This is a genomic window from Paenibacillus sp. FSL K6-1566 (assembly GCF_038050475.1).
Lineage (GTDB): Bacteria > Bacillota > Bacilli > Paenibacillales > Paenibacillaceae > Paenibacillus_AQ > Paenibacillus_AQ lactis.
In genome coordinates this window covers 6,221,495-6,248,082 of the sequence record NZ_JBBOSR010000001.1, presented here as the reverse complement: position 1 = coordinate 6,248,082, position 26,588 = coordinate 6,221,495, and the positions used below count along the sequence as shown (strand labels likewise).

Below are 26,588 nucleotides of genomic sequence, written 5' to 3'. Positions count from 1 at the left end.
CTTTCATCCTATCATAAAACGTAGAATGGGAGGTGTCGAGGCAACAATACGATCCCAAGGAGTGATTATCCGATGAAAGTTGTAACGGAACGATCCGCTGCGGTGCCGCTTCAACAGGTCAAGCTGAACGATCCCTTCTGGTCCCGCTATATCCGGCTGGTAAGGGAAGTGGTCATCCCTTATCAATACGAGGCGCTTCATGACCGGATTCCGGGGGTGGAGCCGAGTCACGCGGTCGCCAACTTCCGCATCGCCGCCGGCAGGGAGCAGGGTGAATATAAAGGCATGGTATTTCAGGACAGCGATGTGGCCAAATGGCTGGAGGCTGCGGCCTATTCCCTGGCCATTCACCCTGATCCGAAGCTGGAGCAGCAGGTGGACGAGCTGATTGACCTGATTGCCGATGCCCAGCAGCCGGACGGCTATTTGAATACGTATTTTACGGTAAAAGAGCCAACTAAACGCTGGACCAACCTGACGGACTGCCATGAGCTGTACTGCGCCGGGCATTTGATCGAAGCTGCGGTTGCCCACTACCGTGCAACCGGCAAACGGAAGCTGCTGGATGTGGCCTGCCGGTTCGCCGATTATATCGATACGGTATTCGGACCGGAAGAGGGCAAAATCCATGGCTTTGACGGTCACCAGGAGATTGAGCTTGCCCTTGTGAAATTGTATGAGGCTACCCATGAGGAGAAGTATGTGCGGCTAGCCGAATACTTTATCGACGAGCGGGGGCGGGAGCCGCATTTTTTCCATCAAGAGTGGGAACAGCGCGGAAAAAGCTCCTTCTATGCTTCGGTATCCGGAGCTCCCCATCTTTCTTATCATCAGAGCCATCTGCCGGTCAGGGAGCAGAAGGTGGCGGTGGGCCACTCGGTGCGTGCCGTCTATATGTATACTGCCATGGCCGATTTGGCCGCCCGCACCGGAGATGCATCGCTAATGGAGGCATGCGAGAATCTGTGGGACAACATCGTCCATAAACAAATGTACATTACCGGGGGGATCGGCTCGACCCACCACGGCGAGGCGTTTACGATCGATTACGATCTTCCGAACGATACCGTCTATGCGGAGACCTGCGCTTCGATTGGACTGATCTTCTTCGCCCGGCGGATGCTGGAGCTGTCGCCGAAATCCGAGTATGCGGACGTGATGGAACGGGCGCTGTACAATACGGTAATCGGCAGCATGGCGCAGGACGGCACCCATTTCTTCTACGTGAATCCGCTCGAGGTGTGGCCGGATGCCTGCCGACATAATCCGGGCAAGCATCATGTGAAGCCGGTCCGGCCGGGCTGGTTCGCATGCGCCTGCTGTCCGCCGAATGTGGCGAGACTGCTGACTTCACTCGGCGAATACGTATATACCTCGAATGAGGATACGTTGTTTGCCCATCTTTACATCGGCGGTGAGGCAGCGGTGTCCCTTCGCGGAAACGCCGTAAAGGTCAAGCAGACCAGCGAGCTTCCGTGGAGCGGGAACGTCACGTTTATCATTGAATCGCCGCAGACGGCGGAATGGACGCTGGCACTGCGCATCCCGGGGTGGTGCCGAGGCCAAGCCGTCATCCGTGTGAATGGAGAGGAGCTGAAGGCGACAGGCTTGATCCGGGAAGGCTATGCGTACATTACCCGAGCCTGGGCTTCGGGCGATACGCTGGAGCTTGCGCTCTCGCTCGACATTCTTCAGGTAAGAGCCCATCCGCTGGTTCGTGCGAATGCCGGCAAAGCGGCCATTCAGCGGGGACCGCTTGTATACTGCTGGGAGAGCGTCGATAATGGCGCGCCAATCTCGGCCGTTACCCTGGCGGCTGATCCGAAATTAACGTCGCGATTCGAGGCGGATTTGCCGGGAGGCGCCGTTGTCATCGAGGGAGCCGGCTGGCGGGAAGAGGCGGAGTCCTGGAACGGAGAATTGTACCGGGCAGCGCCGCGACAGGCGAAATCGGCCACATTAAAGGCAATTCCGTATTATCTGTGGGGGAATCGCGGGGAGAACGAGATGGCCGTGTGGATCCGGGAAGAAGCGAGCCTGGTGTAAATGCCGGATTCGACTGGCAGGCCCCGAGCCCGGCGCGCGGTGTAATGATGACTGCTGCACGATGATCAGTGTCAACGCTTGGACGACAACCATGGAGCGTGCGGAAACGGTTAATGGAACAGTAAATCCCATAGCAATAGGGCGTCACCCGAAGAGGCATTTATTCTGCCCTTCGGGAGGCGTCTTTTTTTCAGTCATAGAAAAGTATAACTTTTATCGGTTCAGGGAGAGATTCAGGAGGTCTGCTGCATTTTTCTGCGATATTCCCCTAGTCTACGCCTGTAAAAGCTTCTTGATATGCTCTTCGATTTTCTCGGGCGTATCGGCGGGGGCGAACCGCTTGACGACCTTCCCCTCCCGGTCCACAAGGAATTTGGTGAAGTTCCATTTGATGGATTTACTGCCGAGCACGCCTGGTGCTTGTTGGGTCAGATGCTTATACAGCGGATGGGCATCGGTGCCGTTTACGTCGATTTTGGCGAAAAGGGGGAAGGTCACCCCGTGATTCAATTTGCACGCTTCCTCGATCGATGCATTGTCCTCGAGCTCCTGGTTCATAAACTGGCTGCTGGGGAAGCCGAGCACGGCCAGTCCCTGGTCGCGGTACGTTTGATGCAGCTTCTCCAGCCCGCTGAATTGAGGAGCGAATCCGCATTTGGTCGCCGTATTTACGATTAACAGCACATGACCCCGATATTTCTCGAGCTTCTCGCGTTCGCCGGTGATTGTCGTTACCTCGTAATCATAAATGGTCATCCGGTAAACCTCCTTCATCGCACTTGGGTTATGCAACCAGATTATATGCTATCGGGAAGCATTGCAACTTCTTCGCAGTACCGGTCGCGTTATGGCTTGTCGTCGAGAATCGACGCTGATTACCGTTCAGCATTGCTGCAGGCAATACACCTCCATCGCAAGTCTAGCAACATATAAGAGAGTAAAAATATGTAATTTTTTACTGGACTAAACTAGGAGAATTATGGTAGTAGTAGAATAACCAATTAAGCATATGAATGAATTTCCGTATTACGAGGACACTTAGGAGGCCGATATGAATTTGAAAACGCAAATGCTCAAATCGACGATCATCAGCCTGCTGGCCTTTAGCTTCATTGTCCTGATCGTCCTGATTCCCCGAGACATCAATATTTCATTGGATGGTCATAAGGTTGTAGCGGATCCCTCATTCGACATGAACCGGTACCTTACATATATAGGCGATTTCTTCCGCCAGATCATCGAGCACGGAAGCCTCGGACCGTCGCGATATAAGGGGCAGACGGCAGAGGCAGCGGCATTGGTCGCCGTCGGCATGAGCCTGCTGGTCATCGTCTCGGCGCTTTTAATCGGGTTTGTCGTCGGGATTTTGAAAGGGGTTGCAGACTACAAGCTGTCCAAGACGAAATTCAATGTGCTCGGCCATTGGACAACATGGCTGTTCCAGTCCATACCTGATTTTTTCCTCATGCTGTTTGTGCAGTGGTTTCTGGTCAAGCATGTGCCGGCCGTCCGCTATTTTGCCGTGGAAGGCTGGGAGGCGTTCGCGTTGCCCGCGCTTCTGGTCTCGATCTATCCCATCTTTTTTATCGCCAGAGTGACCTCCGCTTCGCTTCTTGCCCAGGAAGGAAAGATGTACATCCTGTTGGCAAAGGCCAAGGGGCTCAGCGACAGGGCCGTGGTGTACAAGCACATGCTCCGCAACGGCATCGCGGCGATCTTGACGCATCTTCCGGGTCTGCTCGTATTCATTCTATCGAATTTGCTGGTGGTCGAGTATTACCGCAACTATCCGGGCGCAGCCTGGAGGCTGTTCCAGGCGCTGGATTTCAACCCCTACACGGGTACGGGTCCCGAATATGAACCGGGCGTCATTATCGGCATCGCTTTTTTCTTCATGCTGCTCTTCCTGGTCGTGCAGTGGATTAGTCATTCAGCCCGCAAATATTTCGATCCTAGATAAAGAAATGAATGGAGGTAGCCGGACTTGAAAAATATCCCTCTATGGCTTGGAGGCACATTGCTTGCTTTCTTGGTGTTTGTAGCGTTCGTCGGCCCCCATCTTCCGTTTATCGATGCGGACTTGAGCAAAGAGCGATCCCGGTGGGTCATGAAGAACGGTGAAGAGAAGCTCGTGCTGCCTGCCTTTAAACCATCGTCCAAAAACCTGCTCGGCACGGACAAGGAAGGGGTCGATAATCTAAGCCGATTGGTTGTCGGCGCGAAGGAAACGATCCTGTTTGTCCTGGCCATAGCGGCCGTCAGGTACATCATCGCGATTCCGCTGGGGATCATGGCCCGAAGGAAAACAGGGTTTTGCCACCGGCTGATCACGTTTTGGAATCAGCTGTTCTCCTATATGCCGCCGGTATTCGCATCGGCGCTGCTGCTGGCGCTTCCGTTCCTCCTGTTTGCCCAGCACCGGCTGGCCTGGGCTATTCTGATCCTGGCTAGCGTGGAGGTCGGACGTGTGGCCGTCACCGTTCAGGAGCAGGCTTATAAAATGTCCAGGGAGCCGTACATGGAAGCGAGCACCGCACTGGGGCTCCGTACCAGAACGCTGACAAAGAACTATTACGTTCCCATCATGTTTCCGGAAATGATCGTCAATTTCTGTCTCGACATGGGCAAGGTTTTGCTCCTTCTCGGCCAGCTTGCGATTGTAAACATTTTTCTGGGGCATGAGTGGAAGGAAGTCGATTATTATACGATGGAATTCGTTGAGACAGGGCTGAACTGGGCGACCATTCTGGCCAGACACCGCACGGATATATTCCTCGGCAAGTTTGAATATGTATTCTATCCTGCGTGTGCGATGATGATTGCCATTGTGACATTTAATCTGCTCGCAGAAGGCCTGCGCCGCCGTTTCCAGGTGAGAGGCTAGAGGCTTTAAGAGCGTGCTGGCCGAGCTTCAATTACGAGAAAAAAACCGGAAGTCGACATGATTCGCCTAAATGCCTGCAATCGATGCATGGCGATATGCGAATTCGATGCTTCCGGTTTTTTTGTTGTGCATCATCCGAACCAATCAAGGAGAGTCGCGTTAGGAGCCCTTCAATTTTGATGGTCCGTATTCCGTGCCCATACCGATACGCTGCCGCCGTGTACAGGAAAGACGCCAAAGCCGTCGCTCCCGATCGTAACGCGCTCATCCCGGTTGCCAGTCAGATCCATCCACTCTTCACCAGCGCGGTGGGTGCCGACATACATGCGTTTTTCGCCGGGATCCCCGTTTGCCATAACGACCGCACATCCGGAGTGCTTGGCTTCCGGCAGCCCCCTTCGAACCCAGCCGATCGTGTTGGGATGGTCGAAATAATCATCCTGCTCGCCATACGCGAGGTGAGCCCGGGCATACAGGAGCGGGTCGATGGATTCCTTCTTGCCCGGAAGTGAATGCTCCCCGCCGATGCCGTAATAATCACCGTAGAAGACGACGGGGTAGCCGTCCTTCCGAAGCAGGATCAAGGCATAAGCGCTCTGCTTGAACCAGTCCTCCACCCAGGATTCCAGTGATTCGTGGGGCTGGGAGTCATGATTGTCGACGAACGTAACGGCATTCATTGGATGGGATTGCACCAGCGTATCGTCGAAGATCGTCCGCAGGTCGAAGGAACGCCCGTTTTTGGCCGCAGCATGAAGCTTATAGTGGAGCGATACGTCAAACAGATCGATCTTGTAATCTACCCGATCAAGGAAGCTTCGGCACGCCTGAAGCTCCGGATTCCAAAACTCCCCGACGATGTAGAAGTCGTCTCCTCGTTTCTTCTTCATGGCTGTTGCAAATTCCTTGATGAAATCATGGTTGATATGCTTGATCGCGTCCAGCCGGAAGCCGCTGCATTGCAGGGTATCGACGAGCCACTGACCCCATCCGATCATCTCTTTGCGGACCTCGGGATGGCTGTAATCGATATTGGCGAACATCAGATAGTCATAGTTGCCGAATTCATGATCCACCTTCTCGTTCCACGATTTGTTCTCGCCGAGAATGCGGTATATGCCGGCGCGCTTTCTACCCGCATCGTAGTCGGTCCCGTTGAAATGATGAAACTTCCACTGGAAAGAGGAGTACTTGCCGCCCCGGCCAGGGAACGTGAATTTCGTCCAGCCCTCAATCTCGAAGGGCTTCGATATTTCCTTGGTCCGGTCCATTTCATCGACCTGCACCACATGGAATCGCTCGGTTTCGTCCGCTCCGGCCTTATGATTCATCACGAGATCCACATAGACGGCGATCCCGTACTTGTGGCAGGCCGCGATGGCATCGATCAATTCCTGCTTTATGCCGTATTTCGTACGTACGGTGCCCTTTTGATCAAACTCCCCCAGATCGTACAGATCATATGCACCGTAGCCGTTATCTTCCGCCGATAGCGCTTTGGTTACCGGTGGGATCCATACCGTATCGACGCCAACCTTGCTGAGCTCGGGCGCCGCTTCCTTCAGACGTTTCCAATGCTTTCCGTCAGGGGCGACATGCCATTCGAAAAATTGCATCATGGTATGATTTCGCTGCATTCTTGCGTTCATCTCCTCTGTAAAGATGGCTTGCGTTTATGTCATACAGGGTATAGCTATCCATATCCATAACCATACCCAGGGAGCATACCGTGTTAAACCACAGTTCAATTGTTCCCGAATATGGCATGGAACAGACGAGCGGAACGGCGAGACACAACGAATTTGCGTATAAAAAAACGTGCGGCCCCGGATGATAACGGGGCCGCACGGGTCATGGGGCGCGAGGATTTCCAGACTCTCCAACACGCTCGAAATTGCCGGTGTTCCTGACGATTCCGGCGGCGCAGCCTACGGATTCCACCTGCTTCCGCCGGCAGACATTGCCTTCCCAGACAGCGGGAGCAGGTGTATTCAAACCAACATGTAAGTCAGCAGGACCAACAGGATCGTCGCTATGGCCATGGCCAGCAGCGGTCTCCAGGCTCTGCGCAAATCTTTGACATGAACATTCAATCCAAGGCCTACCATCGCCATCGCCAGCAGAAAGGAGGCGATTTGCGACAAAGCATCCTTGAGCGGAAGGGGAATAATCGGCTGTCCGGTATATTCCCAACTGCCCAGCATGCTTGCTGCCATAAAGCCGATGAGAAACCAGGGAAACTCCGGTCTGGCCTTGCTTTCATTCGGATGCGTTCGCTTCATCCAGAGCACCAGGACGACGCTCAGGGGCAGGAGCAGGAAAACACGGCCAAGCTTGGCGAGCAGGGCGAGCGTCAAGGCTTCCTCGCCGGCGGATGCTCCCGCAAGCGCTACATGAGCGATTTCGTGAAGGCTTACGCCCGACCAGATTCCGAACTGGGCATCGGATAAGGGCAGTAACGGCTGTATCAAGGTATAGAGAATGGCAGCAACCGTACCGACAAAGGCAATCATCCCTGCCCCAAGCGCGGTATCCTTTTCCTTGGCTTGCACGATGGGCGATACGGCTGCAATGGCAGCCGCCCCGCATACGCCTGTTCCAATCCCAAGCAGCAGGGACAGGGACATATCCGCCTTAAGCCGCTTGGCGATGAGCAGTGTCACGGCGATGGCAAACACAACGCTGATGACATCCCTCAGCATGAGCCCAAGGCCTTGTTGCCATACGATGCCGATATTCAACTTTAACCCATGCAATATAATGGCCAGACGAAGAAGCCGCTTGGCCGTAAATTGGATTCCGGGCCGCAGCGCCTCCGGATAGCCGCGAATCTGGCGGTACACGGCGGCAATCAGGATCGCCCAAGCCAACTGGCCGAGATAGCGAAGACCTGGAAGGTTTGCGAGCGCTAAGCCGATGAGGGCGATGGCCAGCGTAAATGCGATACCGCCGATGACAGCCGTCATCGACGGGGTCTTCGGGGCTGCTGCAGGGCCGGTCTTGGCGGCTTGCGATTGGGAATGCGCAGGTTCAGCCATAAGTCATAACCTCCGGTTTGTTCGGTTGGTCTGAACCTATCGTATCCCACTTTATTAAATAAGAAAAATAAATCATGATAATAGTAATGATAAGTATTTGATTATGATAATATGGAGCTGTCCAACATAAACGAATGTATAGGGAGGAAGAGGGCGAGGAAATGGATCAGGCGTTAGAGGTATTTGTGACCGTCGTTGAGAAAGGGAACTTCACCCGGGCAGCGGAGGAGCTGTTAATGACGCAGCCGGCGGTCAGTCAATATATCCGGGCATTGGAGCGTTCCCTAGGGACGCGGCTGCTGGATCGGAGCAATAAATATGTTCGACTGAATAAAGCGGGAGAGATCGTATATCATCACGCGAAGGAGATTCTGGGACTATATACGCGCATGAACGCCCTTGTGGATGATGTGATGCATCGGGCAAGCGGCGATTTGTCGATCGGATCCAGCTATACCTTCGGCGAGTATCTGCTCCCCCGGATGATCGCTTCCTTGAGACAGCAGTATCCGTTAATCCGTCCTACCATCACCATCGGAAACACGGCCGAAGTGGCGGAAATGATCCTGCGGCACGAGGCGGATGTCGGTATCGTCGAGGGAGATTATCAGGACGAGCGGCTGCATATTGAGGCGTTCGCCGAGGACGAAATGGTCGTTGTCGTTCCGCGCGGGCAGCGCTATGACCCGTGGTCTGAAATCCCGCTGGCGGAGCTTCAAACGGAGACGTGGATCTTGCGCGAGCAGGGCTCAGGCACCCGCGAAGCGACGGAGCGAATGTTCGCTGCTAGCGGCTTTCATCCCCGGCATGTGGTTGAATTCGGCAGCACACAGCTGATCAAGGAATCAGTCGAAGCAGGCTTAGGCGTCACGCTGCTGTCACGATTTGTGGTTCGCAAGGAGCTTCAGCTCGGCACCCTCCATATGCTGAAGCCGAACGGGAGGCCCGTGATTCGCCGCTTCTCCCTCATTTCACAGAAGACTCCCTATCATACGAAAGCCGTGGAAGTATTTCTCGAGCTGCTTAGGAGCAGACAGGGAATGTTCTAAAATATACGTAAGCGGTTCTTCCATCGATCGCGAAAATCAATAAGTCATTTACATGAGGATTTTGCAAAAATCCAAAGAGTGACCTTCATTGCAACATCCTGATATCGCAGGATATCGCAGCATCCTTCTTTACGGAGGATGTTTTTTTGCGCTTGGATGATTACAATGCCAAGAAAAGGTTAAAACTAGATACTAAAACTACTAGAACTATATAGAATGAACCAAAAGAATGAGATCGGAGCAGCAGCGATTTGCAGGAGAATTTTAGCGCACTTGCCCTGCATCCCGTTCAATCGTTCATCTTATATAGCACGCGATTCAAGATGTTCATCAACATTCGGTTCATATAAGGGGGGAAGACGATGAGAACGTGGAATACCATTGCGCTCTTGCTGCTGATCATTGGCGGCATCAACTGGCTGCTGGTCGGCTTGTTTCAATACGATCTGGTCGCCGCATTGTTCGGCGGACAGAGCTCTGCAGGCTCGCGGATCGTTTACACGATTGTGGGACTGTGTGCGCTGTACTCGATCCGATTCTTCGGTGACGTCACCAATGATGATCGAAGAACAACAAAATGAGTTAATATATATAACATAAAACGTAATATTCGTGATAGAAAGTGGATTGTTTAAAGGCCGCCCCAACAAAAGGGAGCGGCTTTTTTATGTGTGAACGGTGATGTAAACCTTGTGCATGGATTTGGACGTACAGGACAAAATCAACATATCATGCGGAATAAACCTAGTTGTATCAAGGGGCTTTCAGTATTTCATCTCGATTAAAACGACATATTTACGCGAAGAGGGGGGTCCCCTAGAATGAAAACAAGCAACAAGCACAGATTTGAACAGATGGCAATTTGATGTTATAAAACATTACAAAACTAAACATTCTGCATCTGTGTAATCACACGAACGAAGAACAGCCTGCTTCTCCAAATAAGAGAAGGCAGGCCGTAACTGAAGACAATCCATTTAGAGAAAGGGGGGCTTTGAGAGAGGGCGATCATTCAAGAGCGAGCGCCTTATGCATCGCATCCAGCAGGCTGTGTGTCGCATCGCAGCTGTATTCCCAGAACATGATCCCTGCAAGCCGCTGCTCCTTTACGTAATGGCATTTATGCGTTAACGACTCGGGATCATCGTAGCTGATGAAGCTGCTGCCGTCGAACAGGTAAGGGGCCTTCGCCTCGTCGTCCCAATGCCGTGTGAAGGCGGGATTGTTCAAATATTGAGCCGCAAGCTCCGTATAAGTCGGACCGTAACCGCCTGCGGCCGGAGCGACCTGGAGATATCCGTTGTTTACGTTTGGCACGTTGTTCCATCGTCTCGAATAGAAGGCAGCTCCGATGACGATTTTCTCGCGCGGCACCCCCGCCGCGGTGAATAATCGGACCGAGGCGTCCGCACTGATCCGGAACAGATCGCCGGTGGACGTATACAGATTCGCGTGGTGCCCGGTGTACGTCTGGAAGCCGCCCCGCATGTCGTAGGTCATCAGCTGTATGAAATCCAGAAAGGGGTGGATGAGGTCGATCTCAGTTCCATCTATATAATACTGATCGGCTCCTGCGGCAATGGTCAGCATATAGCGGCGGTGCTTGTCCTGCCCGAACCGGTCCAGAGACTCTCTGAGCGCCTGAAGCAGCAGCGTGAAATTCCGCTTGTCGTCAGGCGAAGCGGAGGTGCCCGCAACGGAATAGCAGGGATACTCCCAGTCCAGGTCGATTCCGTCAAAAGGGTAATTCTCCAAAATTTCATTAGCGGATTCGCTAAGGCGTACCCTTGCTTCCGGCGAGGCGGCTGCCTCGGAGAAGCCGCTGGAGCCCCAGCCGCCGACCGACAGCAGAACCTGAAGCTTAGGGTTAACCGATTTCAGCCGGCGGATTTCATCGGCAGTCTCCGGATGGGGGTACGAAATGGTGCCTTCCCGGATGTGGGCAAAAGCTACATTTAGATGGGTGAGTCGCAGCGCGTCCTCTGCCGTAACCTCGGAGAGAACCCTGCGTCCCGCATATCCGGCTAAAATCCAAGGGGATTCCGTCATGAGTTTCAACCTCGTTTCAATAAAATATGTAAGATTTGCGTTACGGCTGTTTTTTTGAAGCTTAGCGTTCCTATCCAGCATCTGTCAAGACAGCGCGAATCGTTTGCACAGTATGCCAAAGCGTTGGCTGCGGTCAAAATCAACATGTTTTCCTTGGCCGAAATGACAATGACAAGCTGCGCAAAAACGACCAAAACCGCGTAGGATCAATGATTGTAGCCGCTTACAACGACCATTGAAAATGACATATTTACGGATCGGTACGCAGTCCATACACTTGGGATGTAAGCGTTAACATTTTCCGGTGCGGCAAACCCGCAGATGAGGAAGTGTGCTCAAGGAACCTCTTTCCTTACATTTGAACAGGGGTGCTTATCCTTAAAGCGAGCGTTCAAAAAGTCGGTCTATCAGCACCTTGATTGGCTACGAGATCAGAAGGCGGCTTTTTGAACAGCCTCTTAAATTGACCGGATTTCCATTAGAAGAGGAGGGAGAAACCGATGCAGCAAGATGGCCACACCGCCCTGTCGCAGAGCATATCGGTTAACACAACGGCAAGCCGCAAGAAAAATACCTTATGGAGGAGGATGGTCCGAAACTGGGAGCTGTACCTGTTTATCGCCCCCGCATTTCTATACTTTCTGATATTCCATTACGGGCCGATGTACGGGATACAAATCGCCTTTAAAAACTTCATCCCGACATTAGGGATAACGGGAAGCCCGTGGGTCGGATTCGACCACTTCGTTCGCTTCTTTAATTCTTATTATTTCTGGGACCTGCTCTGGAACACGCTGAGCATCAGCTTGTACGAGCTTGCGATAGGATTCCCGCTGCCGATCATTCTGGCGCTTGCCTTTAATGAGGTGAGGGACTCGTTCTTCAAACGGACGGTACAGACGGTAACTTATGCACCGCATTTTATTTCGGTGGTCGTCATGTCCGGTATGATTATTACCTTCTTGACGCCTTCGACGGGCATGATTGTCAATCTGGTGGAGTTTCTTGGATTCACACCGCCCCAATTTTTGACCGACCCTGCCTGGTTTAAGACGGTGTACGTGCTGTCCGGGGTTTGGCAGAGCACGGGCTGGGGAACGATCATCTACCTGGCAGCCTTGTCGGGCGTGGACCCGCAGCTGCATGAGGCTGCCGTCGTGGACGGTGCCAGCCGGTTCAAGCGGATTCTGCACATCAATCTTCCGGCGATCGTTCCGACCATTACGATATTGCTGATTTTGAATATGGGAAGCATCCTGGGCGTCGGCTTCGAGAAAATCCTGCTTCTCCAGAACCCGCTTAATATGGAGTCGTCCGATGTCATCTCGACCTTCGTTTATCGCTCCGGTTTGGTGGATGCGCAGTACAGCTTCTCAACAGCCGTCGGCTTGTTCAACTCCGTGGTCAATGCGATTCTGCTGCTCACGGTCAACCAAATTGCGCGGCGCACCAGCGAAAACAGTCTGTGGTAGAAGGAGGAATTACGCATGGCATCCGGAGTTAAAGAAAGCAACGGAGATAAACTGTTTCTATTTTGCAACTATCTGTACTTAACGATCGCGTTGGTCATTGTTCTGTACCCGCTGCTGTATATCGTCAGCGCATCGATCAGCGATCCGAAGGCCGTCGCCTCGGGCGAAATGTGGCTGTTCCCTAAAGGAATTACCTTCGAGGGCTATGCTCGGGTGTTCGAGAACCAGAATATCTGGATCGGCTACAAGAACACCATTATTTATACCGTGATCGGAACGGCGGTCAACCTGCTTGTCACGCTGCCGGCCGCTTACGCGCTCAGCCGGAGCGACTTTGTAGGCCGTGGATTCTTCATGGCGATGTTCTTGGTCACGATGTTTTTCGGCGGGGGCCTCGTTCCGAGCTACCTGCTCGTCAAGGATCTCGGCATGATCAACAGCATGTGGGCGCTCATTTTGCCGGGAGCCGCTTCGATCTGGAACATTATCGTTGCACGGACGTTCTTCCAGTCGACCATTCCGAAGGAGCTGCAGGAAGCCGCTCATATCGACGGATGTACGAATTTCCGGTTGTTCATCAAAATCGTGCTGCCGCTGTCGATGCCAATCATCGCCGTCATGGCGCTCTTCTATGGCGTCGGGCACTGGAACAGCTATTTCAGCGCCATGATCTATCTGAACGATGCGGCGAAGTATCCGCTGCAGCTCTTCCTGCGCCAAATTCTGGTTCTGCAGGAGATGGCGGCCCAAGGCGGAGGAGCCATCGACATTTCATCGGCTGCCGCCATGAACTCGAAGGCCGAAATCGCCGCACTGGTCAAATATGCCGTCATCATCGTCGCGACGGTGCCAGTTATTGTCATCTACCCATTCCTTCAGCGTTACTTTGTGCAGGGTGTTATGATTGGTTCTGTAAAGGGCTGATCTTAAACCATAATCTACACCAAAAAAGGGGAGTTGTTGTTATGAAGAAGCTTCGTAAGGCATCATCCGTTTTACTCTGTCTTACCTTGTCGGCAGCCATGCTTGCAGCCTGTGGTTCGCCTAAGGGAGACGGCGGTTCTGCCGCACCTTCCGGAACGTCCAGCAGCACGGAGGTCAAGAAGGAAGGCTTCCCGATCGTCGATGAGCCGATTACGCTGACGGTCATGTCCCAGGATGCCGGGGTGGCGGACTGGAAGACGATGCCTGTCCTGCAAGAGATGGAGAAATTGACGAACATCAAGCTGGAGTATCAGCTCTCGCCGATCGACAGCTTCGAGACGAAGAAGAACCTGGTGTTTGCAAGCGGTGATCTCCCGGATATGTTTTACGCTGCGGATTTGAAGCCGGCTGAGCAGGTAACTTACGGCAGTCAAGGCATCCTGATTCCGCTTGAGAAATACATTGATGAAGGCTATGCCCCGAACATCAAGAAGGTTCTGGATGCGCATCCGGATGTGCGCAAATCATTTACGACACCGGACGGCCATATGTATGCACTGCCGTTTATCGATACCGCAGCGGTATGGTACCGCGGACCGATGTGGTATAACGGCAAGTTCCTAAAAGCGCTCAACGTCAGCGAGCCGAAAACAACCGAAGAGCTGTATACGTTCCTGAAGCGCGTGAAGGAAGAGGATCCGAACGGCAACGGCAAGAAGGACGAGATTCCGCTGACTTCCGTCAAGCTGGATGACCTGCGGATGTACTTCTTCGGCTTCTGGGGCATGTACAACGAAGGCATCTATGCCGACAAGGAAGGAAAGGTGCATTATCCTTTCCAAGAAGAAGGCTATAAGGGTTACCTGACATTTATGAACCGTCTGTGGAAGGAAGAGCTGCTGGATCACGAAACCTTCTCCCAGACGGCAGACCAGAAGAAGGCCAAAGGCGAAAACAATCAGCTCGCATTATTCAACGACTATCATCCGTACTTCACCCTGGGTGGCGAGCCTAGCACCGAGCATCCGCTCATGACGCCGGTGAAGAGCGAAATCGAAGGATCTCCGGTATACGGCAAGCATCCGGGCATGTCGGCACGCGGCACGTTCGCCATTTCCAGCAAGAACCCTGCGCCTGAAGCGACCATGCGCTGGATCGACTACCTCTACAGCTATGAAGGTTCGACGCTGTTCAATCAAGGACCTGAAGGCGTGCTCTGGAAGTTCAAGGATAAAGAGAACCGCGTGAAAGAATGGCTTCCTGTTCCGGATGGCGGCGACCGTGAGGAATACCGCGGTAAAATCACGCCAAACTACGGCATTCTGACGCCGGGCATCAACGATCCTGAAGTGGCGAAAGGCCTGCGTACGGAATTTGATGAATGGATCGATCAGCAAAACCAAGAGAAGCTGGTGCCGATCGGCAAAGCTCCATTCCCTAACGTGTATTTGACCAATGAGGAGCAAAGTGAGGCTACGGCGTTGATGTCCGACCTGGACACTTACGTCAAGCAGATGGAAGCGAAGTTCATCACGGGTCAAGAGCCGCTTGAAAATTGGGATAAGTATGTAGCGCAGGTTAAGAAGATGGGCGGCGACCGCATCGTCGAGCTGTACCAAGGCGCTTACGACCGCTGGAACACCAATAAATAAAGATCTATAACAAGAACAACAAAAGGCCAACATATCCCGGTCTAGGCTTTCAGACCGGGGGTTGGCTCTTATTTTTAAACGGATGAATGAGGAATGCAGCGAAACCGGCGAGCGGCTTGCGGACCGCCCGAAGCGAATCGCCCGGTGACGAACAATCAACCTACTCGGAGGTATTAACATGTCGGAGAACAAGCTGATCGAAGAAGAGCAGCCGGTCGTGGAGGCAGGCGTCCACAATTACAGCAGTGAAGACAAATGGGTCAAGCCGGAGGATCCGCTGCTGCTGGAGCGTCTTGAATGGTTTAAGGACCAGAAGCTGGGGCTCATGATGCACTGGGGCCCTTATTCCCAGCTGGGGCTCGTTGAATCCTGGGCGCTGAGCGATAAGGATGCGGAATGGTCGCGTGACGGAATTGACTGGGACATCGACGCGGAGGAGCTCAAGCGGCAGTATTTTGACTTGAATAAAACGTTCAATCCGCTGCGCTTCCAGCCGGACCTGTGGGCGGACCTGGCCGCCGATAACGGCTTCAAATATTTGAATTTTACGACGAAGCATCATGACGGCTTCTGCATGTGGGATACCCATACGACCGATTACCGGATCACGGGCCCGGATTGTCCGTTCCATCGGCATAAATACGCCGATATTACCAAGAATCTGTTCGATGCGTTCCGGGCAAGGGGGCTTGGCATCTCCGCCTACTTCTCCAAAGCCGATTGGCATACGCCTTACTACTGGGCACCCGGCATGGAAGCCGGCAGCTTCACGTCGCGGGGGCCTAGCTATAACCCGAAGGAATACCCTTGGTTATGGGAGCAATTCGTTCAGTTCACGCATCAGCAAATCATGGAGCTCATGACAAGATATGGACGGATTGACGTGCTGTGGCTTGACGCCGGCTGGGTGAATGATTATCGGGATCAGAACATTCGGCTGGGCGAGGTCGTGGAGAAAGCGCGCGAGATTCAGCCGTGGCTTTTGTCGGCGGACCGGACGGTAGGCGGGCCTTACGAGAATCTCATTACGCCGGAGCAGACGCTGCCTGAGCGTGCCCTGCACGTTCCTTGGGAGAGCTGCATCACGATGGGAACGTCGTTCTCCTTCCGGTATGAGGACCGTTATAAATCGGTGCGCCAGCTGATCCATCTGCTCGTGGAGATCGTGGCCAAGGGCGGCAACCTGGCGCTCAACATCGGGCCCCAGCCGGACGGAAGGCTGCCGGAGACGGCGATCTCACGGATGAAGGGCATGGGCGAATGGCTGAAGGTATACGGCGATGCCATCTATGGTACGCGGACCTGCGAGCCGTATTCCGTACAGAACGTGCATTTTACTCAAAAAGGGGACACAACGTACGCCTTCTATCTGTACAAGGACGAGCAGGAGGAGGTTGCCGGGGAAGTGCATCTTCCGCTTCAGACAGAGCCGAACCGTATCGACCTGATCGGCGGCCAGGAGATGCTGGATTACCGCCGGACGGAGAACGGAATCGCGGTACGGCTGCCGGAGAGGGAGCTGCATGGGGCGGCACCGATCGCTCATGTGTTCCGGATCCGTTAAGGGATAGGCCGACAGCTCGGGAAGCTTAAGAAAGCTACAAGTACATCGGAGAAAGGTGCGGACAATATGCAGCCATGGTTTGAGGAGGCGAAGCTGGGGATCTTTATCCACTACGGCATCTACGCGGTGGACGGGGTCTCCGAATCCTGGTCCTTCTATAACGGAAGGATCAGCTATGAGGATTATATGAAACAGCTGGACGGCTTTACGGCATCGAAATTCGATGCCGAGGCTTGGGCGGATCTGATCGAGAAATCCGGCGCGAAATATGCGGTGCTGACGACAAAGCACCATGACGGCGTTGCATTGTGGGATACGCAGTACAGCGACTTGAATGTGGTCAAGCGGACGCCTGCGAAGCGGGATATTATCAAGGAATATGCCGAAGCGGTGACGAAGCGGGGGCTTCGGCTCGGGATGTATTATTCGCTGATCGACTGGTCGCATCCGGACTATCCGACCGTGTATGAAGGAGGCCGCGTTCCGGAAGACCTCGGGAGCGTCAACCGGTTCTCTAGCCCGGTGGACGGCGTTCAGGATGAGGAGAGGTGGCAGAGGTTCCTTGAATTTAACAATCAGCAGCTGCGCGAGATTCTGACGAATTACGGGAAGGTGGACCTGCTGTGGTTCGACGGGGACTGGGAGCGCAGCGCCGAGCAGTGGAACCTGCCGGCATTCAAGGATTATTTAAAGTCCTTTAATCCGGATCTGATCATCAATTCAAGGCTTCAGGGGCATGGCGATTACAAGACGCCGGAGCAGGGCATTCCGATCACGAGGCCGGAGGGGCCGTGGGAATTCTGCACGACCATCAATACATCCTGGGGCTACGTGCCGACGGATCACAAGTACAAATCGCTGAATCAGATCATTCGGATGTTCTGCGATTGCATTTCGATGGGCGGCAATATGCTGCTCGATATCGGCCCGCGGGAAGACGGCACGATCGACAAGCGGCAGGAGGACATTCTGCTCGGTCTGGGCGACTGGATCCGGACGCATGAAGAGGCCGTATTCGGAACCGGGGAAGGCATCATGACCCGTTATTATCTAGGGGGAAGCACCATTTCGAAAGACCGCAAGACGCTGTACCTGTTCGTCTATGACGATCCGAAGGAGAATGTATGCCTGAAAGGTCTTTGCAACCCGATCAAGAGGATTACGGTGCTGCATTCGGGCAAGGAGCTGACCCACGAAATTCATGGCGGGGTGCCATGGTTCAACATTCCGGGAACGACCTGGATCCATATGACTCCGGAAGATGCTCATGAACAGGTAACGGTGCTGAAACTTGAGTTTGACGAAGAGCTGGAGATGTACGGCGGCTCCGGAGCCGTTGTCACCCATAACTAAACAATCGCCGGGAGGGCGGGTTATGCAGCCGGCGCCTCCTCCCGGGTCAAACGGAGGGAATGAAATGAACCGAAGCGGAGTGCCGGAGCCGCAGATCGAATATGCTCCGAAACATTACATATGCCGTCGTGCGAAGGAGCCCCTTGAGCTGGATGGACGGATCGATAAGCCGTTCTGGGAAGCGGCGGAATGGACCGAGGATTTCGTGGATATCGAGGGGGATCTTAGGCCGAAGCCCGAAAAGCGGACCCGGGTCAAAATGCTGTGGGATGACGAGTATTTCTACTTCGCGGCGGAGCTGATCGAGGATCAGATCTGGGCAACGCTGACCGAGCGGGACTCGGTGATCTTTTACGACAATGATTTTGAGATTTTTATCGATCCGGACGGGGATAGTCATCAATATTACGAGTTCGAAATCAATGCGCTGAATACCGTATGGGATCTGCTGCTGGTCAAGCCGTACCGGGACGGCGGGCCTCCGGTCAACGGCTGGGATATCGCAGGGCTAAAGACCGCCGTGCATATCGACGGAGAGCTGAACCGTCCCGGGGCGGATAACCGGAAGTGGAGCGTGGAAGTGGCGATGCCTTGGAGCAGTCTGCGGGAATGCGCGAAGGAGGGGCGTCCGCCGGTGCCGGGTGAATTCTGGCGCGTTAACTTCTCCCGCGTGGAATGGCGGACAGAGGTGCAGGACGGCGAATACCGCAAGGTGCTCAATCCGGAGACAGGCAAGCCATACCCGGAGGACAACTGGGTCTGGTCGCCGATGGGCATCATCAATATGCATTATCCGGAGCTGTGGGGCTACGTCGTCTTCGCGGAGGGCGAAGCGGGCTCGGGCTTTGAATTGCCAAAAGACGAGCGGATCAAATGGGAGCTCCGCAAGCTCTATTACCGCGAGCGCAATTATTACGAAGCGCATGGCGAATTCACAAAGGATTTGAAGCTGCTGATGGGCGAGGATTCATGGAGCATCGAGCCCGTCATCGAAACGACCCGCGGCCTGTTCCAGATCACCGCACCGTCCTCGGACGGCAGTGCCGTGATCTGTATACGGGAAGACGGGAAGCTGTGGAAGGAGTGAAAGCCGATATGACCATTCAAACCTCCGCATTTTCATTGGAACCCGATATGCGGGAGACCATCGAGGCGAAATTCAAAGAGAAGCTGATCCTGGGTGAGGCCAGAAAGCAGGAGCTGTTCGGCATATTTGACCAAGAGCTGACCGAAGAGGAAACGTGGGCTTTGAAGTATCTATACGCCTACATGCCGGTGAACGACATGGCCGATTACGACGGGGAGCTGTTCCTCAGCCATGTGCGCCGGACGCTGGCGATCCGAAAGCAGGTGCCTTGGGGAAATCGAGTGCCGGATCATCTATTCCTGCACTTCGTGCTGCCTTACCGCGTCAACACGGAAAATATCGAGGATTCCCGCGGCATTCTATATGATGCGCTGGCAGAGCGAACTTCGCGGTTATCGATGAAGGATGCCATTCTCGAGACCAATTACTGGTGCCATGAGAATGCAACGTACATCGGGAGCGACCTGCGGACGATATCGCCGCTGACGATGATCCGGAACGCGCGCGGACGCTGCGGCGAGGAATCCACGCTCGCGGTAGCCGCCCTGCGCAGCATCGGCATCCCGGCCCGTCAGGTATATACGCCGCGCTGGGCCCATTGCGACAGCAATCATGCCTGGGTGGAGGCATGGGCCGACGGGCAGTGGTATTACATCGGCGCATGCGAGCCGGAAGCCCGCCTGAATCAAGGCTGGTTCAGTCCGCCCGCACGGCGGGCGATGCTGATTAACACCCGGATTTTCGCCGATTATCCGGGACCGGAGGATATTACGCTGGCCGATAAGTGGTTCACCGAGATCAATCTGCTCGAGAATTATGCAAGAACACGCACGATCCATGTCAAAGTCAAGGATAACAACGGGGCACCGGTGGCCGGCGCGAAGGTGCGTTTCGAGCTGTATAACATGGCGGAGCTGTATCCGATTGCGATTCTGCCGACCAATGAGCAGGGGGAAGCTTCGTTCAAGACAGGCTATGGCGACGTGCTGATCCGTGTCGTGAAAGACGGCGCTTGGGGCGAGCATAAGCTGGGCGCCGGGGACGGAGAGCAGGTGCAAATCGTGGTCGCCGAAGCCGCGCAGCCGGTCGGTACCGTTGATTTCGATACGGTTCCTCCTCCCGAAGCTCAGGGGGATGCCGATGAACAGCCGTCCGAGGAGGAGCTGGAACGACATAACCGCCGATTGGAGGAAGGGACGAGGATCCGGACCGAATACGAGGATACCTTCCTGAAAGCCGAGGAGGCGGAGAGCATCGCCCGCGGACTCGGGCTGCCGCCGGAGCGGGTGTGGGACGTCCTGCATAAAGCCCGGGGCAACAGCAGAGAGATTGCCGCTTTCCTTGAAGAGCAGTCTGGGGAGTTTGGCGAGTGGCCGCTGCGGCTCTTGGAATCTCTGAACGAGAAGGACCTGATCGATACCTTCCGTCCTACGCTGAACGATCATCTGACCGGTGCGATGGAGCATCAAGGGAGCTGGGCGGAGGAGCTGTTCGTCCCATACATTCTCTGTCCGCGCGTATCGTTTGAAATGCTTGTTCCGTATCGCCGTTTGTTCAAGGGGGCCTTTACTCCTGAAGAGATCGCAGCCTTCCGAGAAACGCCGGCGAAGCTTGCAGACCGCCTGGCGGATGGCTTCGAGCTGTGGGAGGACCTTCCTAATCTGAAGGGGAAAGGCAACCCGGCAGGCACCTTCCGATTGCGGAAGGGCGATTCGGAGTCGCTGGACATTCTGTTCGTCGCCGTCTGCCGCAGCTTGGGCATCCCGGCGCGGCTGCACCCGAGCGAGCAGAAGCCGCAGTATTGGCATAACGGCGCTTGGGGAGAGGCTTCGCTGCAGCCGGACGCTGCCGGCAGCGCTGATCGTGAGGCGAATCAGGAAGCCGGCGGATGGGGTCTCTTGCGTCTGTTAAAGGATTCGAATGCCGGACAGGACGCGCCGTCCGCCTCCTACGGCGAGAACTTTTCGCTCGCCCGCCTTACGAACGGCGTATATAAGACGCTGATTTATCCATACGGCATGTCTAACGTATATGATGATCCGTTCGAGGTCGAGGCAGGGGCTTATCGCTTAACGACCGGTGTCCGTCTCAAGGACGGCACGGTTCGAGTGCGCTTCACCTATTTTACAGTCCGTGCAGACGGAACCGCTGCGGTATCCTTGACGTTCCGCGACACCCGGGAAGAGATTCCGGTGCTCGGCACGCTTACGCGCGAGCATGGGCTCACCCTGCTTGATGGAAAGGCTGTGCTTATGGGAGACCTGTTGGGTGCCGAAGGCGCGATAGCCGCTTGGCTTGAGCCGGAGCGCGAGCCGACGAAGCATCTGCTCCGCGAATTGAGTGAGCTGGCGGAGTCGCTGGATCAGCTTAACGTTCCGATTGTCCTGGTGATCGGAGAGAAGGAATGGACCGCTTCGTTCGATCCTGCCAGCTATCCGAAGCTGCCGCAGCGCACGGTGTTTGCGCGTGACGCCAGCTACTCGGCCCTGCCTGATTTCATCTCGAAATCGCCGGCCCGCGAAGCCGGATTTCCGCATCTGTTTGTGCTGGACAGTCAGGACCAGATCCGGTATACGGCTTCAGGCTATAAGATCGGTACGGGCAAGGAAGCGCTGCGCATACTGTCGGGAATATCCTCTTAAAATGGAGAGCTGGAGGGCGAAGGAACATGAAGCAATATATTGTGGCTGGCTATGCCGTTGATGCCGTTCTTCCCGAGATGAAGCGGGAGGATTTATTGAAGCTGACCCATCTGAACGTGGCTTTCGGCCATGTTCGGAATGATGAAATTACGACAGAGCATTTGAAGAACGCGGAGGTTCTGCATGCCATGAAGCGGGATCATCCAAGCCTTACGGTGCTCCTGTCCGTCGGCGGCTGGAGCGCAGGGGGATTCTCCGAAGCGGCCTCCACCGAAGAAGGAAGAAGCCGCATGGCGGCTTCGGCCGTCCGGGTGCTGGAATCGCATCCGTTTGACGGGATTGATCTTGATTGGGAATATCCTTGCTACGGCGAAGCCGGCATTGCTTCGAGCCCGGACGACAAGCGGAATTTCACGCTGCTGCTGAAGGCGATCCGCGAAGCGCTGGATGCCAAGGGCGAGCGCGATGGCCGCCATTATCTGCTGACGATCGCGGCGGGAGCCGACCAATATTATGTGGATGGCACTGAGATGGACCAGGTTCAACAGTACCTGGATTTCGTCCAGCTGATGACATATGACATGCGCGGCGGCTTTCAGATTCTCACCGGGCATCATACGAATCTGTATACGCCGTCCGGCGATCTGTTCCGGATCAGCGTCGATGCTTCCGTGAATCTGTTCGTGCGCGCCGGCGTGCCGAAGGAGAAAATCGTGATCGGGGCAGCGTTCTATTCCCGCATGTGGCGCGAGGTTCCGGACCGCAACCGGGGACTGCACCAGATGGCCGGTACCACGGGCGGCTACGGGCCAGGCTACGCCGAGCTTGCCGCCGATTACATCGACAAGAACGGCTATGTCCGGTACTGGGACGACGAGGCGTGCGCGCCGTTTTTATTTAACGGCTCGTGTCTGATTTCCTACGACGATGAGGAGTCGATCGGCCGCAAATGCGGCTATGTCCGGGACGAAGGCCTGGCGGGCATCATGTTCTGGGAATACGGCTGCGACAAAACCGGACGCTTGCTGGATGCGATGCATCAAGGTCTGGGGAGCAAATAATCGGCCCGTTCCCGAGCAATCGAATAGGCCGTACAGAAGGCTCCGTAATACCAAGATAGACGGCACTGCCCAATGTGCGCGTTGCGAATCCAGGGATACCTGGATGGCTCCTTGGACATATGAGCACAAACAAAACCTCCCCTAAGCTTACGAGCTTCAGGGGAGGTTTTGTTTGTAGTGCATGCAGGCAGCAACCGGCTACCCGATATATTCCTCATCCTCATCATCCGAGGCGTCGGCACTTCCATTCTGGCTGTGCATTTTACGGTATTGTCCCGGCGTATAGCCGGTTTCCTTCTTGAATTTGCGGATGAAGTTCGGCGTATCCAGGTAGCCGACCCGCGAAATAATGTCCTTCAACGGATCGGATGTATGCAGCAGCTGCCGGATGACTTCGTCCATCCGTTTCTGCCAGATATATTGGGTGAAGTTCACCCCGACCTTCTCCTTGAAGGAGCGGCTGAAATAGGACGAGGAGATCGAAAATTTCGATGAGATCGTTCCCAGGCTAAGGTCATAATCCGAATAGTTCGCATCGATATAGCTTACGATTTCGTCCATCAAGGAGCTTTCTTCCGTCTCGCTCTTCGCCTCGACATGGGTACAGATGTCGGCGGCGAGACCGGCGAGCTTCTTCTCCAGGTCCTCCAGGGAGTCGTACGATGTGATTCTCGGAAGCTCTTGAACGACATGGTGCATGCCGAGCTCCGAGGCCGTCTTCAGCAGCGTATTCAAAATGTCGAAGCAGATGCAGCGCAGCAGCGGCACCGACGGCATTTCCTCCTTCAAGCTGTCCAGCGCGGTGGAGATCATCCGGGCAGCCACGTCGTAGCTGCCCTGCTTCAAGCTCTGATCAAGCTTAAGAAGCACGTCCTTCGGCACCCAGAAGGAGGAGGAATCCTTCGCTCCGGAGAGCGCATGGAAGAAGGTGGTGCTGCCCTGACCGTGAAGCATGGAGGCCTCAAATGCGGTGGAAGCCTCAATGTAGGACTGGTTCAGCTGCTCCGGATGACTGTAGCGGTTGCCGGTCCCGATGACAGGCGGGCTGCCGGCGTGCTCCATAACCATCGACCGGAGCGCCTCCACGATCGCTTCCATGATGCCGTTCAGGCTGGCCTCATGCCCGGTATCGGCATTGAATCCGACGATGAGCGCAAGCCGGTCAGGCTGCGGCAGCTCCACTCCGTACGCATGGGCGGTCAGCTCCGGCAGCTCGACCTCGTTCATCAGCTGCATCAGCGGCCAGCCGCCTGATGGATCCGCTTCGGGCAGGGCATGCGTCTCCCAGCCCATCGTAACGACGAAATAATGGGAGCGGTTGAAGCGGATGCCGAGCTGCTCCTTCAGGTCGGACGGCAATTCCCCGGTATGTCCGTGCTTCAGCAGCATCAGCAGAATATGGTTGCGCGCGTAAGGCTCCTGAAGGTCAACGCGCTTGCTGTAGTCATGCAGCGTCTTCTTGATCCAGTCCAGCTCGTTGGTCTGGGAGGGGGGCTCGGAGAGGCTGCGGACATTTCTCAAGCGCACGAACTCCATCAGATCGGAGATCGGGTGGTACTGCCTCCGGGCCAGTAAAATCGCAAGGACGGTACCCATGATGACAACGAACGAGAACACCAATACAACAAAGGTCCGAATGTGGACGATGCGGCTGAAAAACTGGCTGCTGGGCATAGCTGTAACATACGTCCAGCCGTCATCCGATTTGACGGAAACCACCGAATGGGTCTCTCCGTTCAGGGACAGGCTGTGCGTACCGGGCTCCAATTGAAACAGCGCTTTTACGTCGTTCTTCGTAATGGTGTCACCGTGATGATTGGCGGCCAGCACCTGGCCGTTATTATCGAATATATAGGTCATGCCATGGTAATCGGTCAAGATGGAATCGATCAAGCCCGTCAAATTGGATTCATGGATCAAATACATGACGGTTCCATGGGCAGGGGTGTTGTTCGGGGCGATCGGCACAAGATAGGCCAGCATGGATTTCTGCCCCCGGGTGCCCTGGATGACCTGCTCCGCCGGGCGCATCGTCGGGAGGCGCACGGTATTCAAGTCCCGGATCAGATCCTCCTTGTTCCAGGTGTTGAATTTGTAGCGGCCGGTGAACACGTCGAGGTTCTCCAGACCTTGGGAAGAATAGATATTATTATCCCCGCGAAAGAACAGGAACAGCTCATCGATAATCGAGCTGGTGGCTTTATATTTGACCAGGGCGCCAATCGATTCCCGGCTGTAATACGGATGGTGCGTCCAATAACGCGTCAACTGTTCGTCGTAGGCGATACGGAATGCGATATCCTGCAGCTCCTTCATACGGTCGTCGATGACGGTTTTGGCCTGGGTCAGCTGATTGACGTTGGTCTGCTCAATTTCCGATCGTAAGGTCTTAACGGCGTTGTGATAAATGATGACGGTCAAAATAACAAGAGGGATCAGGAAAATGGATATATATGAGAGTGTATACTTAACCAAAAGCTTGGACTTGAAGTGATTCCATTTCATATTTGCAGGCCTCCCGTTATTTAATAGCACCGTGATAGCGCTATCATAAAGACAGCGAAGCAATTGCCGGATTGCCGAGCCGTTAAATGATCTATTAAAAATACTAGGAGAACTTGCCTCATAAATCAATGCATCATTTAAAAGTTTTGATGGATTCTTTCCAGAAGCTACAGAGAAAGGGGAAAATAAACTTGTCTGGGCGGAGCGAATACGAAAAAAACCGCGAGTCTGCCGCTTACTTAGGTAAGGGAGCAGATTCGCGGGTTCCATGGGTATCATCCTTCAAGGGGGAGCTGAAGGATCAGGATGTGCCTCCGCTTGCAGGCGATAATTGCAGCTGCTTGCGGTAAACGACTTTGGAGATCGATACGCTGATCTCATACAGCAGAAACAGCGGGACGATCACGATCAGGTCGGACATGATATCCGGCGGTGTGATCGTTACGGCTACGATGCAGAGCAGAAAGTAGGCTGCCTTGCGCATCTTGGCCAGCCGAAGCGGATTCACGATGCCAAGCTTGGTAAGAAATACGACAATGGCCGGCATTTCGAACAGGAATCCGAACGGGACGGTCATATGAATCATGAAGGTGAAATACCGCTGAGCCGTGTACATCGTCTCGAATTGGCCTTCCGCCATCCGCTGCATGAACTGCAGCACCATCGGAAACAGCACGAAGTAGCCGAAGACGAGCCCGACAATGAACAGCACGCTAATGACCGGGATGAGGAGCAGCGCGGAGCGCTGGGCGCCATCCGGCAGCGCAGGCTGCACGAACTTCCAGACCTGATAGGCCGCAACCGGAAGCGTGACGGCCAGCGCCACGACGCCGGCGATGATCATGTAGACCCACATGACCTCGGAAGGACCGAGAAGCACAAGCTTCTCGTCCATATCCCGAACCAGCCAGCGGTAAATCTCCTCGACGTAGATAAAGGCGGCCACCATCGCAACGAGGAACGCGATCAGGGTGCGGATCAGGCGCCTCCGCATTTCCTCGAGATGCTCGATCGCGCTCTGGTCGTTCGGGTTAGCTGCCTTGCTTGCCCGCTGCAGCAGCCGCTTTAGGAGCATCGTCTTTCTTCCCGTCCTCATTCTCTTCATCCCCGTTCACCAAGCCCCGGGTTGCGCCTTTGAATTCGCTCAGGGTTCTGCCGAATGCCCGTCCCAGCTCAGGTAGCTTGGAAGGCCCGAAGATGATCAAGGCGATAATTAAAATCAAGATTAAGCCACCGATTCCGATATTGCCAAACGGCATGAC

General features: G+C 54.5%; 20 protein-coding genes. 13 read left to right on the top strand and 7 right to left on the bottom strand.

Going from position 1 to position 26,588, the window contains the following annotated elements; translation table 11 throughout:
* Positions 1-72: 72 nt before the first annotated feature.
* Positions 73-2,046 (top strand): glycoside hydrolase family 127 protein, encoded by a 1,974-nt coding sequence (locus NST08_RS27975; RefSeq protein WP_251535793.1) that lies wholly within the window; start codon positions 73-75, stop codon positions 2,044-2,046.
* A 273-nt stretch (positions 2,047-2,319) separates the two neighbouring features.
* Here NST08_RS27975 and NST08_RS27970 read toward each other — a convergent pair whose 3' ends face one another.
* Complete coding sequence (locus tag NST08_RS27970; protein WP_341342555.1) at positions 2,320-2,802, bottom strand: glutathione peroxidase; 483 nt, start codon at positions 2,800-2,802, stop codon at positions 2,320-2,322.
* A gap of 295 nt (positions 2,803-3,097) precedes the next feature.
* Here NST08_RS27970 and NST08_RS27965 point away from each other — a divergent pair, with 295 nt between their 5' ends.
* Positions 3,098-4,006, top strand: a complete 909-nt coding sequence (locus NST08_RS27965; RefSeq protein ID WP_007128921.1) for an ABC transporter permease subunit — start codon at positions 3,098-3,100, stop codon at positions 4,004-4,006.
* A 24-nt stretch (positions 4,007-4,030) separates the two neighbouring features.
* Complete coding sequence (locus NST08_RS27960; RefSeq protein ID WP_007128920.1) at positions 4,031-4,930, top strand: ABC transporter permease subunit; 900 nt, start codon at positions 4,031-4,033, stop codon at positions 4,928-4,930.
* 170 nt (positions 4,931-5,100) lie between these two features.
* On the opposite strand, the gene NST08_RS27955 is transcribed toward NST08_RS27960, so the two are convergent.
* Positions 5,101-6,567: an alpha-amylase gene (locus NST08_RS27955; protein WP_341342554.1), complete on the bottom strand. Its 1,467-nt coding sequence runs from the start codon at positions 6,565-6,567 to the stop codon at positions 5,101-5,103.
* Between the two features lie 354 nt (positions 6,568-6,921).
* Positions 6,922-7,968: a YeiH family protein gene (locus NST08_RS27950; RefSeq protein WP_341342553.1), complete on the bottom strand. Its 1,047-nt coding sequence runs from the start codon at positions 7,966-7,968 to the stop codon at positions 6,922-6,924.
* Between the two features lie 161 nt (positions 7,969-8,129).
* Between NST08_RS27950 and NST08_RS27945 the strand changes: the two genes are divergently transcribed.
* Positions 8,130-9,017, top strand: a complete 888-nt coding sequence (locus tag NST08_RS27945) for a LysR family transcriptional regulator (protein WP_028404058.1) — start codon at positions 8,130-8,132, stop codon at positions 9,015-9,017.
* A gap of 362 nt (positions 9,018-9,379) precedes the next feature.
* Positions 9,380-9,598: a DUF378 domain-containing protein gene (locus NST08_RS27940; RefSeq protein WP_341342552.1), complete on the top strand. Its 219-nt coding sequence runs from the start codon at positions 9,380-9,382 to the stop codon at positions 9,596-9,598.
* Positions 9,599-10,025: 427 nt separating this feature from the next.
* Here the strand turns inward: NST08_RS27940 and NST08_RS27935 are convergent, their stop codons facing one another.
* On the bottom strand, positions 10,026-11,066 hold the full coding sequence (locus NST08_RS27935) for a glycoside hydrolase family 18 protein (protein WP_341342551.1): 1,041 nt from the start codon (positions 11,064-11,066) through the stop codon (positions 10,026-10,028).
* A gap of 500 nt (positions 11,067-11,566) precedes the next feature.
* On the opposite strand from NST08_RS27935, the gene NST08_RS27930 reads away from it, so the two are divergent.
* The 8 genes from NST08_RS27930 (at position 11,567) to NST08_RS27895 (ending at position 22,821) form a co-directional block, all read left to right on the top strand.
* Positions 11,567-12,538 (top strand): ABC transporter permease, encoded by a 972-nt coding sequence (locus tag NST08_RS27930; protein WP_007128914.1) that lies wholly within the window; start codon positions 11,567-11,569, stop codon positions 12,536-12,538.
* Between the two features lie 15 nt (positions 12,539-12,553).
* Positions 12,554-13,462 carry a carbohydrate ABC transporter permease gene (locus NST08_RS27925; protein WP_007128913.1) on the top strand — a complete coding sequence of 303 codons (909 nt, stop codon included), beginning with the start codon at positions 12,554-12,556 and terminating at the stop codon, positions 13,460-13,462.
* Between the two features lie 41 nt (positions 13,463-13,503).
* A complete protein-coding gene (locus tag NST08_RS27920; protein WP_007128912.1) occupies positions 13,504-15,114 on the top strand; it encodes an extracellular solute-binding protein in 1,611 nt (536 codons plus the stop codon).
* A gap of 178 nt (positions 15,115-15,292) precedes the next feature.
* Entirely contained in the window at positions 15,293-16,678 is a 1,386-nt protein-coding gene (locus NST08_RS27915) for an alpha-L-fucosidase (RefSeq protein WP_341342550.1), read from the top strand.
* A 66-nt stretch (positions 16,679-16,744) separates the two neighbouring features.
* Positions 16,745-18,031, top strand: coding sequence for an alpha-L-fucosidase (locus NST08_RS27910; protein WP_144879840.1), 1,287 nt, complete (start codon positions 16,745-16,747; stop codon positions 18,029-18,031).
* Positions 18,032-18,095: 64 nt separating this feature from the next.
* The gene (locus tag NST08_RS27905; RefSeq protein WP_341342549.1) at positions 18,096-19,118 is read left to right on the top strand and encodes a carbohydrate-binding family 9-like protein; all 1,023 of its coding nucleotides are present in this window, start codon (positions 18,096-18,098) and stop codon (positions 19,116-19,118) included.
* Between the two features lie 8 nt (positions 19,119-19,126).
* On the top strand, positions 19,127-21,760 hold the full coding sequence (locus NST08_RS27900; RefSeq protein WP_341342548.1) for a transglutaminase domain-containing protein: 2,634 nt from the start codon (positions 19,127-19,129) through the stop codon (positions 21,758-21,760).
* A 26-nt stretch (positions 21,761-21,786) separates the two neighbouring features.
* On the top strand, positions 21,787-22,821 hold the full coding sequence (locus tag NST08_RS27895) for a glycoside hydrolase family 18 protein (protein WP_341342547.1): 1,035 nt from the start codon (positions 21,787-21,789) through the stop codon (positions 22,819-22,821).
* A 198-nt stretch (positions 22,822-23,019) separates the two neighbouring features.
* Here the strand turns inward: NST08_RS27895 and NST08_RS27890 are convergent, their stop codons facing one another.
* The 3 genes from NST08_RS27890 to tatA form a co-directional block, all read right to left on the bottom strand.
* The gene (locus NST08_RS27890) at positions 23,020-25,326 is read right to left on the bottom strand and encodes a helix-turn-helix domain-containing protein (RefSeq protein ID WP_144879836.1); all 2,307 of its coding nucleotides are present in this window, start codon (positions 25,324-25,326) and stop codon (positions 23,020-23,022) included.
* A gap of 301 nt (positions 25,327-25,627) precedes the next feature.
* Positions 25,628-26,422, bottom strand: coding sequence for a twin-arginine translocase subunit TatC (gene tatC / locus NST08_RS27885; protein ID WP_276824950.1), 795 nt, complete (start codon positions 26,420-26,422; stop codon positions 25,628-25,630).
* Positions 26,358-26,585, bottom strand: coding sequence for a twin-arginine translocase TatA/TatE family subunit (gene tatA, locus NST08_RS27880; RefSeq protein WP_007128904.1), 228 nt, complete (start codon positions 26,583-26,585; stop codon positions 26,358-26,360). The genes tatC and tatA overlap by 65 nt, the downstream gene beginning before the upstream one ends.
* Positions 26,586-26,588 lie beyond the last annotated feature (3 nt).